The following is a 14581-nucleotide window of genomic DNA, read 5'->3' as shown; positions in this document are numbered from 1 at the left end:
CGTCGACCTCGGCCATTTGCAAAAATTCGCGTCCGAGACCCGTCCTGCCGCTGGACGCCGTGTGGCGGGGAGGCAACGCTGCCGGTGCGATCGCGCGGCGGAGCTGCCCGATCGCATGTTTCACCGCTGTCTCGTGACGGCGCAAACCGATCGTCCGCAAACGACTTAGCCGTGATGCGGTGACGGCCCTGCGGTGCGACCGACGCAAAAACCCGCCCAAAATTCCACAATTGCCGGCCCCTCCCGAAGCCGAAAAGTAGAACCCGATACGGGGTGCGAGGGGACTGTCTCATGAGCCGCGAGTTGGAGAACACGTCGACCGGCAGCGGCTGCCGGGTCGGCGGCCGGCAGCGATCGGTGGAGCGACGTCTGGTACTGCTCGCCTCCATCGCCGTGGTCGCGGTGGCCGGGCTCCCGCACGCCGCCGCGGCCCAGATGGCCTGCGCCGACGAGAACGGCGACAACGGCGGTGCCTCGGCCACCGGCATCGCCTCGATCGCCTGCGGCTATTCGGCGGTGGCGAGCGGCAACGTCTCGGCGAGCTTAGGCCCCTATGCCCAGGCCTCGGGCGCGGCGGCGGTGGCGGCCGGCTACAAGAGCGCGGCGAGCGGAACCTATACGACGGCGGTCGGATCCGAGAGCGCCGCCTCGGGCGAATACGCGACCGCCCTGGGTGCCTCGACCACGGCGAGCGCCTTTTATGCGACGGCGGTCGGATATTTCGCCCAGGCCACCGGCGCGGATTCGATCGCGTCCGGCTACAAGAGCGCGGCCCTGGCGAGCTACGCCACGGCCTACGGGACCCAGAGCACGGCGAGCGGCGTCGGCGCCACCGCGGTCGGCGCCGAGGCCTCGGCGAGCGGCGACTACGCGGCGGCGTTCGGGTACACGGCCTCGGCGAGCGGTGCGAACAGCCTCGCGCTGGGCCGCGGCGCGACGGCGACCGGCGATTACGCGATCGCGTCCGGCTCCGGCAGCTCCGCCAGCGGCAACTACGCGTCCGCCTACGGCACGAACAGCAATGCGAGCGGCACCTCCTCGACGGCACTCGGGTCCAACAGCAGCGCCACGGACTATGGAACTGCGGTCGGCGGATCCGCCAACGCGAGTGGGAGCTCCGCGACCGCGCTCGGCAGCGCATCTGTGGCCTCGGGCGACAGCAGCATCGCGATCGGCCTTTACACGACGGCGAGCGGCTACGAGGCGACAGCCGTCGGCCCGTTCTCGACCGCCACCGGGTCGTGGGCGATCGCGGCGGGATCGACCAGCTCGGCGGCGGGGCAGCTCGCCTCGGCCTACGGCACCTGGAGCTCGGCCAGCGCCGCCAACAGCACGGCGCTCGGCGCGAGCAGCACCGCGAGCGGCACGGGGGCGACCGCGACCGGCTACGACAGCACCGCGGCGGGCTCCTACGCCTCCGCCTACGGGACGAACAGCAAGGCGAGCGGCAGCTACGCGACGGCGCTCGGAAACGACAGCTCCGCCGGAAGCTGGGACACCGCGGTCGGCTGGGCCGCCACCGCGAAGGGGGGCTACTCGACCGCGCTCGGCGGCGGAGCGCTGGCCTCGGGCGACAGCAGCATCGCGATCGGCTTCAACGCGACGGCGAGCGGCATGTACGCGACGACCATCGGCTCTGACGCCAACGCCTCCGGGCCGTGGGCGACCGCGGTGGGATGGGCCAGCTCGGCCACGGCGCAGTACGCCACGGCCTTCGGCACCGGAAGCGAGGCGAGCGGCACCAACAGCACGGCGATCGGCGCGAGCAGCACCGCGAGCGGCACCAATGCGGTCGCGCTCGGCGCCGGCTCGGTCGCCGACGTCGCCAACACCGTGTCGGTCGGCTCGAGCAGCAATCAGCGCAAGATCGTCAACGTCGCGGCCGGCACGCTGTCGGCGACCTCGACCGACGCCGTGACGGGCCAGCAGCTCTACGGCACCAACGCCACGATGGCGCAGATCCTCGGCACCACGCTCAACGCCGACGGCACCATCGCGGCGGCGAGCTACACGATCGGCGGCACCGCCTACACGAGCGTCGCCGGGGCCTTCACGGCGGTCGACGCCTCGCTCACCGGCCTGACCTCGCAGATCACCGGCGGCACCATCGGCCTGGTGCAGCAGGATGCGACCACCAAGACCATCACGGTGGCGGCGACGACCGGCGGCGGCTCGGTCGACTTCACCGGCACCGACGGCAGCCGCGTCCTCACCGGCGTCGCGGCCGGCACCGTGTCGGCGGCCTCGACCGAGGCCGTGACGGGCAGCCAGCTCTACGGCACCAACGCCACGATGGCGCAGATCCTCGGCACCACGCTGAACGCCGACGGCACCATCGCGACGCCGAGCTACACGATCGCCGGGACGACCTATTCGACCATCGCCGACAGCTTCGCGGCCATCGACGCGGCGCTGTCGAGCTATGGCACCGGCATCACCACGCTGCAGACCTCGGTGACGGTGCTGCAGACCCAGGTCTCGACCCTGGTCGCCGCCTCCGCCTACACGGCCGTCAACTCGACCGCGGCGGCCGCCTCGGCCGGCGGCAGCGAGGCGGTGGCGATCGGCGGCGGGGCGAGCGCGGCCGGCAACGGTGCCACCGCGGTCGGCGCTTCGAGCACCGCCTCGGGCACCAACAGTGCGGCCTTCGGCGCGTCGGCGACCGCCTCGGGCACCAGCGCGACGGCGCTCGGTGCCTCCTCGACCGCCTCCGGCATGGCCTCCCTGGCGGCGGGCAGCAGCGCCACGGCGAGCGGCGACAACGCGGTGGCGATCGGCACCAACGCGCTCGCCTCGGCGGCCGGCGCGCTCGCCGTCGGGCTCGGCGCGTCGTCGACCGGCGCCAATGCCATCGCGATCGGCACCGGCGCCAGCGCCACCGGCTCGGTCGCGGTCGGCACCGCCGCCGCGGCCGCCAATGGCGGCGCCGCCTTCGGCGACTATGCGGTGGCGACCGGCGCGGGCAGCACCGCGGTCGGCCCCAGTGCGTCGGCGACGGTCGCCAACGGCACCGCCATCGGCAGCGGCGCGACCGTCACGGCGGCCAACAGCGTCGCGCTCGGCGCCGGCTCGGTCGCGAGCGAGAGCAACACCGTGTCCGTCGGCGCCAGCGGCAGCGAGCGGCGGATCACCAACGTGGCGGCCGGCGTCAACGCCACCGACGCCGTCAACGTCGCCCAGCTCCAGGCCGCGACCGCCGGCTTCAACTCCACCATCGCCGGCCTGCAAACCCAGGTCGCCGGCCTGCAGAGCCAGATCACCGACAACCAGCGCGAGGCCCGCCGCGGCGTCGCCGCCGCGGTGGCGACCGCCAGCGCCCCGATGCCGTCGGCGGCCGGCAGGACCACCTGGCAGGTGCGCGGCGCGACCTTCAACGGCGAGTTCGGGGTCGGCTTCGGCATGGCGCACCGGCTCACCACCACGACGCCGCTCGCCATCGTGGCGGGCTACGGTAACGGCGGCGGCCGCGATCACACCGGTTACGTCGGGCTCGGCGGCGAGTTCTGAGCCGCTCGGCATCACCCCGTATTTCAATACCGCAAAACGCGAATATTGGCCGGTCGCAGATCACAGATAGCAGGCGGCTGTCGCCTCGCCGCAACACACGCGGGTACCGGGATGGATTACTCTCGTCGTACCGGTCTAGGCGGATGCGCTTCGGCGCGCCGGAGTGGTGCGGGGGGACGATGCGGACGACGGTTGGAAGGGGGCGGCGGGGCGCCAGAACGATCGATGCGGCCCTGCTGGCGAGCTGCGCGTGCCTGGCGGGTCCGCTGACGGTCCCGGCAGCGGCTCAGACGGTCGGCGGCACCGGCACGCCGATCACCTGTCTGCAGTACACGGCCACCGCGGAGCTCGCCTGCGGCACCGGCTCCATCGCCACCGGCAACGGCAGCACGGCCTACGGCCTCAATGCCAACAGCAGCGGCGACTTCTCGATCGCCATCGGCGCCAACTCGAACGCCAGCGCGTCGGGATCGACCGCCATCGGCGTCGACGCCAACCGCTACGTCACGCCGGGCGCGAACTCGACCGTGCTGGGCTCGGGCGCGGCGGCCACCGGCACCGGGGCCATCGCCATCGGCGGCGTCGCCAGCGCACCCGGCGAGACGATCGCCCGCGGCGCCAACTCCGTCACGGTCGGCTATCTCTCGAAAGCCGGCGGCACCGCCGGGAGCGCCTACGAGAACGACAACGCGACCGCGATCGGCGGCGACGCCCAGGCCGGCGCGACGGCGGCGGGCCAGATCAACGCCACCGCGGTCGGCGCCGAGTCGCGCGCCAATGCCATCAACGCCTCTGCCTTCGGCGCGTCGAGCATCGCGTCCGGCGGCGGCTCCACGGCGCTCGGCGTCGGCAGCACGGCCTCGGGCGGCAACAGCATCGCGGCCGGTGCCGGCTCGACCGCCTCCGGCCTCGCCTCGACGGCGGTCGGCGTCAGCAGCGCGGCCTCGGCGTTCGGCAGCACCGCGCTGGGCAGCAACGGGCGGGCCGCCGGGGAGAACAGTAGCGCCGTCGGGTACAACGCGTTCGCCGGCTACGACTCCAGCGGCAGCAACGCCTTCACCAACAACAACACGACGGCGATCGGCCAGGGCGCCCAGGCCGGCGCGACCGCCGCCGGGCAGACCAACGCGACCGCGCTCGGCACCACCTCGCGCGCCAATGCGGCGAGCGCCACGGCACTCGGCGCCACCGCCCAGGCGACGGCGGCGAGCGCCACCGCGATCGGCACCGGCGCGGTGGCGAGCGGCAGCAATTCGGTGGCTCTGGGCGCCGGCTCGCTCGCCACCGCGGCCGACACGGTGTCGGTCGGCTCGGCCGGCAACGAGCGCCGGATCGTCAATGTCGGCGACGGCACGCTGTCGACGAGCTCGACCGATGCCGTCACGGGTCGCCAGCTCTACGGCACCAACGCCTCCATGGCGCAGATCCTCGGCGCGACATTGAACGCCGACGGCACCATCGGGGCGGCGAGCTACACGATCGGCGGCACCGCCTACGCGACCATCGCCGACACCTTCGCGGCGGTCGACAGCGCGCTCTCGGGCTACGGCACCACGATCGCCACCTACGGCACCAGCATCACGGCGCTGCAGACCTCGGTAACGACGCTGCAGACGACGGCCACCAGCCTGCAGACCCAGATCAACACGCTCGCCGCGGCCTCCGCCTACACGGCCGTCAACTCCAGCGCCGCGGCGGCGGTCGCCGGCGGCAGCGAGGCGGTGGCGATCGGCGGCGGGGCGAGCTCCGCCGGCAACGGCGCCACCGCGGTCGGCGCGGCGAGCACCGCGTCGGGCACCAACAGCGCCGCCTACGGCGCCTCCGCCGCCGCGTCCGGGGCCAGCGCCACCGCGCTCGGGGCGTCGGCATCGGCATCCGGCGTCGCCTCCCTGGCGGCGGGCAGCAGCGCCACGGCGAGCGGCGACAACGCGGTGGCGATCGGCTCGAACGCCCTCGCCTCGGCGGCCGGCGCGCTCGCCGTCGGGCTCGGCGCATCGTCGACCGGCGCCAATGCCATCGCGATCGGCACCGGCGCCAGCGCCACCGGCTCGGTCGCGGTCGGCACCGCCGCCGCGGCCGCCAATGGCGGCGCCGCCTTCGGCGACTTCGCGGTCGCGACCGGCTCGAGCAGCACGGCGGTCGGGCCCAATGCCTCGGCCACGGTGGCCAGCGGCACCGCGATCGGCAGCGGCGCGACCGTGACGGCGGCGAACAGCGTGGCGCTCGGCGCCGGCGCGGTGGCGAGCGAGGCCAACACCGTGTCGGTGGGCGCCGCAGGCAGCGAGCGGCGGGTCACCAACGTGGCGGCCGGCGTCAACGCCACCGACGCCGTCAACGTCGCCCAGCTCCAGGCCGCGACTGCCGGCTTCGGCTCGACCATCACGGGCCTGCAGACCCAGGTCGCCGGCCTGCAGAGCCAGATCACCGACAACCAGCGCGAGGCCCGCCGCGGCATCGCCGGCGCGGCCGCGCTCGCCGTGGCGATGACCCCGTCGGCGCCGGGCCGGACGACCATGTCGCTCAACACCAGCCACTTCCACGGCGAGACGGCGCTCGGCGTCGCCCTGGCCCACCGGCTGAACACGACGGTGCCGCTGATCGTGCACGGCAGCTACGCCAATGCGGGCGGCGCCGAGCACATCGCCCGCGGCGGCGTCGCGGTGGAGTTCTGACCGGATCGTGTCCGCGGCAGGCCGAGGTCGGGCCGCGTCGCCGGGCGCCGGCGCCGCGACGTGATCAGATCGCCGGCTCGACGACGACGGCGGTGTCGCCGATCGCGGCGAGCGCCCGCTCGCCGGCCTGCACGAAGAACACGAAGATGGTGGCAGTCAGGAGCTCGAGGCCCTCGCGCAGCGGCGGCCGGAAGGTCACGCGGTCCGGCTCGGGGCCGCGCACCAGCAGGCCGCCGGCCTCGAGCTCGCGCAGCAGGGTGAGCACGTGCTTGCGCGAGACGCCGAACTGCGTCGCCAGCGCGTTGATCGACAGCCGGACCGGTTCCGTCGGCGGGAACGGGCCGTCCTCGGGACCTTCGAGGGCGAGCGCGAACAGCACCGGGATGCCGCCGTTGCGGTCCGAGATGGACGCCAGGCAGGGCGCGTGCTGCAGCAGCCGGAAGCCCGCGATATAGGGCTCGCCGAGGGCGCCGACGAAGGCCGGCACGAACTCCGGGCGGGCGAGCGCGGCGGAGAACCGGGATGCCGCCGGGACCACCTCGGCCAGCGCCGCGAAATGCGCCTCCCACCGCTTCTTCTGCAGGTCGAGCAGCCGCTCGGTCGGCACCAGCAGACGGCGGCGGCGATCGGGGTCCGCGGCCGGCTCGAGATAGCCCGCCGCCCGCAGCACCGCGAGCATCGCCTCGCAGCGGCCGCGGCTGCACAAGGCGAGCTTCACGCACATGTCCTTCAGGGCGCCGACCGTCAGGCCGGGCCGGCCATCGCCGCCGCCGTGGTGGTGGAGGTACAGCGCGACCAGCATGAACAGCGCACGGGCGCGGTCGTTCATCAGCAGGTTCAGGACCGTGTTGCCGCGAAACAACGCGACGACGCCGTTCGCATGGGTCCGCATCCCCGCCGAGAACCCCGGACGGGCCCGCATGGCGGCGACCGCGGAGGGAGAAACCCCGAACGTCATTGGTATTTTCACCGACGTACAATGAATGGCATACACCCACCCTTATCCCGTCAGGCTAGCAAATCCACCCAAAATTCCACAATTGCCGGACCACCCGCGGGCATAACAGGTGGGACCCTCGGGTTCGGGCACGAGGGTCTCGGCATGGCGACGGACTGCTGGCGACAGGCGACGGCCCGGAGCACGATCGCGGGCCTGTGCGGCACGGCGGGCCGGCGGCGGCGCCGGGCGATGGGCCGCGGCGCCCTGCTCGCCTCGGCCGCCGTGATCGCCGTGGCGGCGCTGCCGCACGGCGCCGCGGCGCAGCTGGCCTGTGTCGATGCCAATGGCAACGCCTACGCCGCGACGGCCACCGGGACCGCCTCGACCGCTTGCGGGCCGCAGGCGGTGGCGAACGGCAACTATGCGACCGCGACCGGAGCCAATGCGCAGGCGAACGCGGCGAACTCGATCGCCATCGGTGGCAATTCGGCGAGCGGGGCCGGCAATGCCGCCTTCGTCGACTCCGGGGCGGCGAACGCCATCGCCATCGGCAACCGGTCGCGGGTCAGCGACGAGGGCTTCAGCGGCGTGGCGCTCGGCAACGCCGCGAGCGTCACCGGCGCCTTCGGCGTCGCGGTGGGCAGCGGCAGCAGCGCCAAGGCGAGCGGCACCGCGATGGGGGCGAGCGCGACGGCGGGCGCGGACTCCAGCTCCGCCTTCGGGGCCAGCGCCGTCGCATCCGGGCTCGGGTCCACGGCGCTCGGGGCCGGCAACACGGCGTCCGGCCTCGCCTCGACGGCGCTCGGCAGCTACAGCTTCGCCACCGGAGACGTCAGCACGGCGATCGGTGCGAGCGCGTCGGCGAGCGCGAGCTCTGCCGTGGCGGTCGGCAGCAGCGCCGTGGCCGCGGGAGACTCCGCCCTCGCGATGGGACGCCAGAGTTACGCCAGCGGACAGGACAGCATCGCGTTCGGCACCACGGCAGCGGCCACGACGCAGAACGCCGTCGCGATCGGGGCGCGGGCCACGGTCACGGGTCACAACAGCGTGGCGATCGGTGCCAACTCGATCGCCGACGAGGCCGAGACGGTGTCGGTCGGCGCGGCCGGCACCGAGCGGCGCATCGTCAACGTCGCCGACGGCCGGCTGTCGGCCAGCTCGACCGACGCGGTGACGGGGAAGCAGCTCTACGGCACCAACGCGACCATGGCGCAGATCCTCGGTACCACGCTCAACGCCGACGGCACCATCGCGGCGGCGAGCTACACGATCCAGGGCACCGCCTACGCGACCATCGCCGACAGCTTCGCCGCGGTCGACGCCGCGCTGTCCGGCTACGGCACCACCCTCGCCTCCTACGGCACCATGCTCGCCACCTACGCGACCGACATCACGGCGCTACAGACCTCGGTCACGGCGCTGCAGACCACCACGACCAGCCTGCAGACCCAGATCACCACGCTCGCCGCCGCCTCCGCCTACACGGCGGTGAATTCGAGCGCGGCGGCCGCCTCGGCCGGCGGCAGCGAGGCGGTGGCGATCGGCGGCGGGGCGAGCGCGGCCGGCAACGGCGCCACCGCGGTCGGCGCTTCGAGCACCGCGTCCGGCACCAACAGCGCGGCCTTCGGGCCGTCGGCGACCGCCTCGGGCACCAGTGCCACCGCACTGGGCGCCGCCTCGACCGCCTCCGGCACCGCGTCGCTGGCGGCCGGCAGCGGCGCCACGGCGAGCGGCGACAACGCGGTGGCGATCGGCACCAATGCGCTGGCCTCGGCGGCCGGCGCGCTCGCCATCGGGCTCGGCGCAGCGTCGACCGGCCAGAACGCCATCGCGATCGGCACCGGGGCGAGCGCCACCGGCTCGGTCGCGGTCGGCACCGCGGCCTCGGCCGCCAATGGCGGCGCCGCCTTCGGCGACTACGCGGTGGCGACCGGCGCGGGCAGCACCGCGGTCGGCCCCGGCGCGTCGGCGACGGTCGCCAACGGCACCGCCATCGGCAACGGCGCGACCGTGACGGCGGCCAACAGCGTCGCGCTCGGCGCCGGCTCGGTGGCGAGCGAGGCGAACACCGTGTCGGTCGGCGCCAGCGGCAGCGAGCGGCGGGTCACCAACGTGGCCGCCGGCGTCAACGCCACCGACGCCGTCAACGTCGCCCAGCTCCAGGCCGCGACCGCCGGCTTCGGCTCGAGCATCGCCGGCCTGCAGAGCCAGGTCTCCGGCCTGCAGACCCGGGTGGACGACAACCAGCGCGAGGCGCGCTCCGGCACGGCGCTGGCGCTCGCCGCCACCGGCCTGCGCTACGACAACCGGCCCGGCAAGGCGTCGCTCGCCGCCGCGTTCGGCCACTACCGCGGCCAGTCGGGTCTCGCCGTCGGACTGGGCTACGCGGTGAGCGACCGCTGGCGTGTCAACGCCGCCTTCTCGGGCGCGCCGGACGTGAGCGACTACGGCGTCGTCGCCGGCGCGTCGCTGACGCTGAACTGAGCCGCGACACGGTGGCCCGGTTGCGCGCCCGGAGGCATGCGGTAGATTTTTCGACCGGCGGGCGGTCCGAGCCGGCCGGCGAGAACGTTCGAGTTGCAGGTGCAGTCGCCTGTCCCGCGGCGAGACGGTTCGCGCGGCCGGCGACGTGACAATCCCCGAGGTCCCGTGCACGTCCTGAAGCGTCTGTCTGCTCCGCTCGGTGCCGTCGTCGTCTCGACGGCCGCCGTCCCGGCCACCGCCCAGCAGGCGGAGTGGTCGAAGATGCCGCGCATGCAGCTCGAGCGACAGTTCGCCGGGCCGCTCGCCGACACGGTGATCCAGCGCTGGCGCGATCCGGCCGACGGCACCGTGTGCTACCTGTACCTGCCGATCAACGTGCCGCACTCGGCGCCGACCCAGTCCGGCTACGTCCAGTACGGGCCCGCCAGCATCGGCTCGATCAGCTGCATGGCCGCGGGTCCGCCTGCGCCGCCGCCGAACGGCGCCCCGCCGCGACGCCCGCCGAACGCCGGCCCGCCCCCCGCCGCCCCGCTGCGGTGAGAGCGCGCGCCGTCGACGCGAGGGTGTGACTTTTTCTATTTTTACGCGCACGATGAGACCCTTCCGAAGGAGGGGCCCCGGTGAAGATCGACTCGGCGCGCGCCTTGAAAGCGGAGATCGCCACCCGGATCGTGCCCGGAGCCATCGAGGCCATCCGGGCACAGGGCGGGCTCTCGGTGACTGTCCTTTCGCTCGAAAAGGCACGAACCGGCGTCGAGCCTCAGCTCGCCCTCGGATTGGCGGCGGGACGCGGCGCCGGCGACGTGACGCTCGCGGTGCGGCTGTAGCGCCGCTCCCTCGAGGCCGCCGAGGATCTCATCGACCGCATCCGCAAGCGCGCGCGAAACGAGGTCGACATCCGCTTCGTCGGCCGCGTGATCCGTCAAAAGCGACCCTGGTACCAGTCCAGAGTTCGCCCCCTGGTCGCCGGAGCGTCAGTCGGCCACCTCCGGATCACGGCAGGAACCATCGGTGCCCTCGCGATCGACCGCCGATCCGGCCGGACCGTGATCCTGAGCAACAATCACGTTCTCGCCAACGAGAACGACGCGGAGGCGGGCGACGCCATCCTGCAGCCGGGCGCCTACGATGGCGGGCACCGCCCGGGTGACGTCGTCGCCAAGCTCACGAGGTTCGTGAAGTTGAAGCCGCGGACGGCCAACGTGATGGACGCCGCGGTGGCGGAGGTCCGGCGGGCGATCGCAGTCGACCCGCTCGACTACCATGATCTCGGCCGTCTGGCGGGACCGCGTGTCGCGCCGCTGCTGCCGGGCGTCGAGGTCGCCAAGCTCGGCCGGACGACAGGCACGACGCGGGGGCGGGTCACGGCGATCGAGCTCGACAATGTGGTGGTCGACTACGACGCCGGAGCATTGTCGTTCGACGATCAGATCGAGATCGAGTCGACTGGGCGCGGTCCATTCAGCGCAGGTGGCGATTCCGGCTCGCTGATCCTCGACCGCGACGGCCGCGGCTGTGCGCTTCTGTTCGCCGGGAGCGACACCGGCGGCACGAACGGCCGGGGGCTCACCTATGCCAATCCGATCGGACCCGTCCTCCGCAAGCTGGCGATCGAGCTCGCGAGTCCCTAGATGCCTCTCATGGACGACAGCAAGATCGCGGCCGTGCGCCGAGCCAAGAAACGGTTTGCCGAGGTGGCACCGAAAGATGTCGACGTGGTCGGGCTCGGGATCGGGCTGTCCGGCGCCGATCCCGCCTTGAAGGTCAATCTGCGCAGTCGGCCGGCCGACTCGTCCGCGCTGCCGCAGACGATCGACGGCGTGCCGGTGATCTACGACGTGGTCGGGCCCATCCGGCCGCGCTGACCACCGTCACTTCGGCGCCAGGCTGCGGACATAGGCGGCGAGGTCGGCGGCCTCGGCGCGGGTGAGGTTCATGTCCGGCATCCGCGGATGCGGGTCGAGCAGGAACAGCGCCAGGGCGGCCGCGTCGAACGTGTTGCGGCGGGCGATGCTCGGGAACGGCGTGGCCTCGCCGGTCGCCTGGGTCTGGTCGACCGCGGTGACGTGGCAGGTGGCGCACCAGCGCTGCGCGATCGCGGCGCCGCGGGCCGGATCGGCCGGCGACGCCACGCCCGGACGCGGCCCCTGCCCCTGCGCGAACAGCCACTCGGCCGGCGCCGGCCCGGCGACGGACGCGAGCAGAACGGCGAGGGCGAGGGGCGCGAAACGACGACGCAGCGGCATGGGCAATCCCGAAGTCGGCACGGCGGCCAAAAGTCGCGAGTGGCAATTCCATCTGCCAGGATGGCGCGAAGCCGGCGCCTTGTCGCGTGAAATCGGCATCTCGCGGGTTCCGCGAAGGTCCACGACGGCGCCGCCGCCCGATCAGCGGGGCCAGCCTGCCATCGGGCCAGGGCCCGGTCAGCGGGCCAGAAGCTCGATCTCGCCGTCGACGCCGGTGATGACCTTGAACTCGCGCTCGACGGTGCGGCCCTCGTTGCGGGCGATGGCGCGGTAGTCGCCCTCCGCCAGCACGACGCGCGGGAAGGCGCCGACCGTCTCCTTGATGACGTCGCCGCCCGGCGTCAGCACGGTCCAGCTGGTGTTGGCGAGCGCCTCGCCGCCGCGCTCGCCGACCAGCTTGAGGGTGATCACGGCGGCCCGGTGCGTCACCGTCACGTCGGTGAGCTTGCCGGCCTGCACCTTGATGTCGGAGCGCACCACGGCGTTCGAGTCGCCGTAGTTCGAGACGATGTGATAGGTGCCCTCGGGCACCACCACGACGTCGCCGGTGGCGATGCCGGAGGCGACCTGGCGCTTGTCGCCGGTCTCGAACTGGCTGCCGCTGAAGATGTCGAAGGCGATCTGCCCGTGCGGGATGCGGGCGTCGCCGACCCGGCCCTCGATGCGCACGCCGCCGGCCGGCAGGTCGAACACCTCGCGCACCGGCTCGTTGCGCAGCGACACCGTCTTGGCGGCGCTGGCGAGCCCGAAGGCGACGTGCACCACGTAGTCGCCCGGCGGCAGCGCCAGATTCGGGGTGGGCGTGCGGTCCTCGCGCAGCGGCCGGAACGCGCCGGTGATGTCGGGCCGCACCGCGTAGACGCGCCACACCACGCCGCCGTTCACGGGCGCGCTGTCGCGGCCGTAGCGGGCGGCGAGCGAGAGCGGCACGTCGCGCGGCACGGCCGGCGAGATCGTCGCGGCGGCGGGCGGGACGGAGAGCTGCGGCCCGGGGCCGAGCGGCAGCGGCGCCACCGGTCCGGCCGGCGCCGGGGCGAGCGACTGGAGCTGCGGCCCGGCCGGCAGCGGAGCCGGACCCGGCACGCCGCCCGGCGGCGACATCAGGCCGAGGCCCGGCGGCGGCGACTTCTGGTTCTGGGAGGGCGACAGCAGGCCGCCGAACGGCAGCGAGTTCACGAAGCGCTGCATCGCGCCGACGATCGCCTGCTCGGGGCGGTTCTGGGCGGCGGCCGGCGAGGCCGCGCAGGCGAGCGTCAGCACCGCCGCGACGCCCATGGCGACGCGGGTGAAACCGCCCACGAATCGGATCGAGCCACCCCCTGCCCTGCCCATCGAGTCAGATAGGCGGCACTTTGAGGCAATTTCATGCCGCGCGGCCTTTATCGGCTGTCCTGCGTATGGTAGCCGGACGGCCGTTTCCATTACCGCGCCACGGGAGAGTTTCCCCACATGACCGACGCCCTCGCGCTCCTCAAGACCCGCCGTTCCGTCAAGCCCGACCAGCTCTCCGGTCCGCCGCCGACCGCCGAGGATCTCGACACCATGCTGGGCATCGCCGCGCGGGTGCCCGACCACGGCAAGCTGGTGCCGTGGCGCTTCATCGTCTTCGAGGGCGACCACCGCGAGGAGGCCGGCGCCGCCATCGCCTCGGCCTATGCGGCCAAGTATCCGGACGCCAGCGGCGACCAGATCTATTTCGAGACCAACCGGCTCGCCCGCGCGCCCGTCGTGGTCGCCGTGGTGTCGAGCCCGGTGGAGAGCCAGAAGATCCCGGCCTGGGAGCAGCAGCTCTCCGGCGCCGCGGCGGCCCAGAACCTGCTGCTCGCCGCCCACGCGCTCGGCTATGCCGCGTGCTGGCTGACCGAGTGGTTCGCCTACGACGCCCAGGTGATGCGCGCCTTCGGCCTGGAGGAGCACGAGCGCTTCATCGGCTTCGTCCATATCGGCCGCTTCGCCGGCACGCCCGAGGATCGCGCCCGCCCGGCGCTGGCCGACATCGTCACCCGCTTCGAGGCCTGACGGGACGCCGGCACCGGCCTGCGGCGGCGCCGGGCGCTGTCGCGCGGCCGGGCGTCGTCGCCCTTTGCGACTCCGTGTCGTCGACCGTCGTCGCGCGTCGGCATCCGAGATTCGGGCCGGGATTGCGGCCACGCACGAGCGTATTTGCACCGCAGCAAGCAGACGCCATCCCAGTGCCGAGGTTTCGACATCTTCGGCCGCCCGACGAATACGATTCGCCATCTTTCCGCGGCTCCATATTCTGCCTCAGGCGTCTTTCAACGTCGTCGCGGGACACCTTTTGTTGATTGGCGAAGCCGCATGCCGCACCGCACATCAGGCCGCGACGGACAACGAAGACCCTCCCACGGTGGCGACCTCATCCGTCTGCGCCGCCGAACGATCGGAGACCAACAACCATGTCGATCAAGGTCCGCACCCCCGCCCGCTTCGCCCTCGCCGCCGTCCTGACCGTCGCGACCGCCACGGGCGCGCTCGCCGCCAGCCGCGGCCAGGGACAGGCCGCCCGCGATGTCGGTCCGGCCCCGCAGGCCTGGGGCGCCTACGCCGCGGCGCCGGGCGTGCCGTCGGCGGCCTGGGGCGCCTATGCCTGGGCGCCCCAGGGCTACGGCTACCACGGCACCGGCTATTCGAGCCTGTCGGCCCCCGACCGTCACGATCAGGCGAAGGGCGGCATCGACTACTGACGGGAGCGCGAGGCGCCGCCGCGGCGC

General features: G+C 73.4%; 12 protein-coding genes. 9 read left to right on the top strand and 3 right to left on the bottom strand.

The window, feature by feature from the left end; translation table 11 throughout:
• Positions 1-291: 291 nt before the first annotated feature.
• Both J2S22_RS12870 and J2S22_RS12865 read left to right on the top strand, forming a co-directional pair.
• Positions 292-3507 (top strand): hypothetical protein, encoded by a 3216-nt coding sequence (locus J2S22_RS12870; RefSeq protein WP_272779125.1) that lies wholly within the window; start codon positions 292-294, stop codon positions 3505-3507.
• 179 nt (positions 3508-3686) lie between these two features.
• A complete protein-coding gene (locus J2S22_RS12865) occupies positions 3687-6179 on the top strand; it encodes a YadA family autotransporter adhesin (RefSeq protein ID WP_272779126.1) in 2493 nt (830 codons plus the stop codon).
• A gap of 64 nt (positions 6180-6243) precedes the next feature.
• Here the strand turns inward: J2S22_RS12865 and J2S22_RS12860 are convergent, their stop codons facing one another.
• Complete coding sequence (locus J2S22_RS12860) at positions 6244-7137, bottom strand: hypothetical protein (RefSeq protein ID WP_272779127.1); 894 nt, start codon at positions 7135-7137, stop codon at positions 6244-6246.
• Positions 7138-7281: 144 nt separating this feature from the next.
• On the opposite strand from J2S22_RS12860, the gene J2S22_RS12855 reads away from it, so the two are divergent.
• The 5 genes from J2S22_RS12855 to J2S22_RS12835 all read left to right on the top strand — a co-directional run bounded on the left by J2S22_RS12855 (position 7282) and on the right by J2S22_RS12835 (position 11468).
• A complete protein-coding gene (locus J2S22_RS12855) occupies positions 7282-9603 on the top strand; it encodes a YadA family autotransporter adhesin (RefSeq protein ID WP_272779128.1) in 2322 nt (773 codons plus the stop codon).
• A gap of 165 nt (positions 9604-9768) precedes the next feature.
• Positions 9769-10143: a hypothetical protein gene (locus J2S22_RS12850; RefSeq protein WP_272779129.1), complete on the top strand. Its 375-nt coding sequence runs from the start codon at positions 9769-9771 to the stop codon at positions 10141-10143.
• 80 nt (positions 10144-10223) lie between these two features.
• Complete coding sequence (locus J2S22_RS12845; protein ID WP_272779130.1) at positions 10224-10430, top strand: hypothetical protein; 207 nt, start codon at positions 10224-10226, stop codon at positions 10428-10430.
• A gap of 219 nt (positions 10431-10649) precedes the next feature.
• Complete coding sequence (locus J2S22_RS12840) at positions 10650-11234, top strand: hypothetical protein (protein ID WP_272840487.1); 585 nt, start codon at positions 10650-10652, stop codon at positions 11232-11234.
• A gap of 9 nt (positions 11235-11243) precedes the next feature.
• Positions 11244-11468 carry a hypothetical protein gene (locus tag J2S22_RS12835; RefSeq protein WP_272840486.1) on the top strand — a complete coding sequence of 75 codons (225 nt, stop codon included), beginning with the start codon at positions 11244-11246 and terminating at the stop codon, positions 11466-11468.
• 6 nt (positions 11469-11474) lie between these two features.
• Here J2S22_RS12835 and J2S22_RS12830 read toward each other — a convergent pair whose 3' ends face one another.
• On the bottom strand, positions 11475-11849 hold the full coding sequence (locus tag J2S22_RS12830) for a c-type cytochrome (protein WP_272779133.1): 375 nt from the start codon (positions 11847-11849) through the stop codon (positions 11475-11477).
• 177 nt (positions 11850-12026) lie between these two features.
• Positions 12027-13037: an RgsD C-terminal domain-containing protein gene (locus tag J2S22_RS12825; protein WP_284701335.1), complete on the bottom strand. Its 1011-nt coding sequence runs from the start codon at positions 13035-13037 to the stop codon at positions 12027-12029.
• Positions 13038-13298: 261 nt separating this feature from the next.
• Between J2S22_RS12825 and J2S22_RS12820 the strand changes: the two genes are divergently transcribed.
• Together J2S22_RS12820 and J2S22_RS12815 are read left to right on the top strand one after the other, a co-directional pair.
• Entirely contained in the window at positions 13299-13868 is a 570-nt protein-coding gene (locus J2S22_RS12820; protein WP_272779135.1) for a nitroreductase family protein, read from the top strand.
• Between the two features lie 398 nt (positions 13869-14266).
• Positions 14267-14554, top strand: a complete 288-nt coding sequence (locus tag J2S22_RS12815; protein WP_272779136.1) for a hypothetical protein — start codon at positions 14267-14269, stop codon at positions 14552-14554.
• Positions 14555-14581 lie beyond the last annotated feature (27 nt).

This window comes from Rhodoplanes tepidamans (assembly GCF_030813915.1).
Lineage (GTDB): Bacteria > Pseudomonadota > Alphaproteobacteria > Rhizobiales > Xanthobacteraceae > Rhodoplanes > Rhodoplanes tepidamans.
Note: the sequence above shows the minus strand (reverse complement) of the source record. Positions and strands in the feature narration are given on the sequence as shown.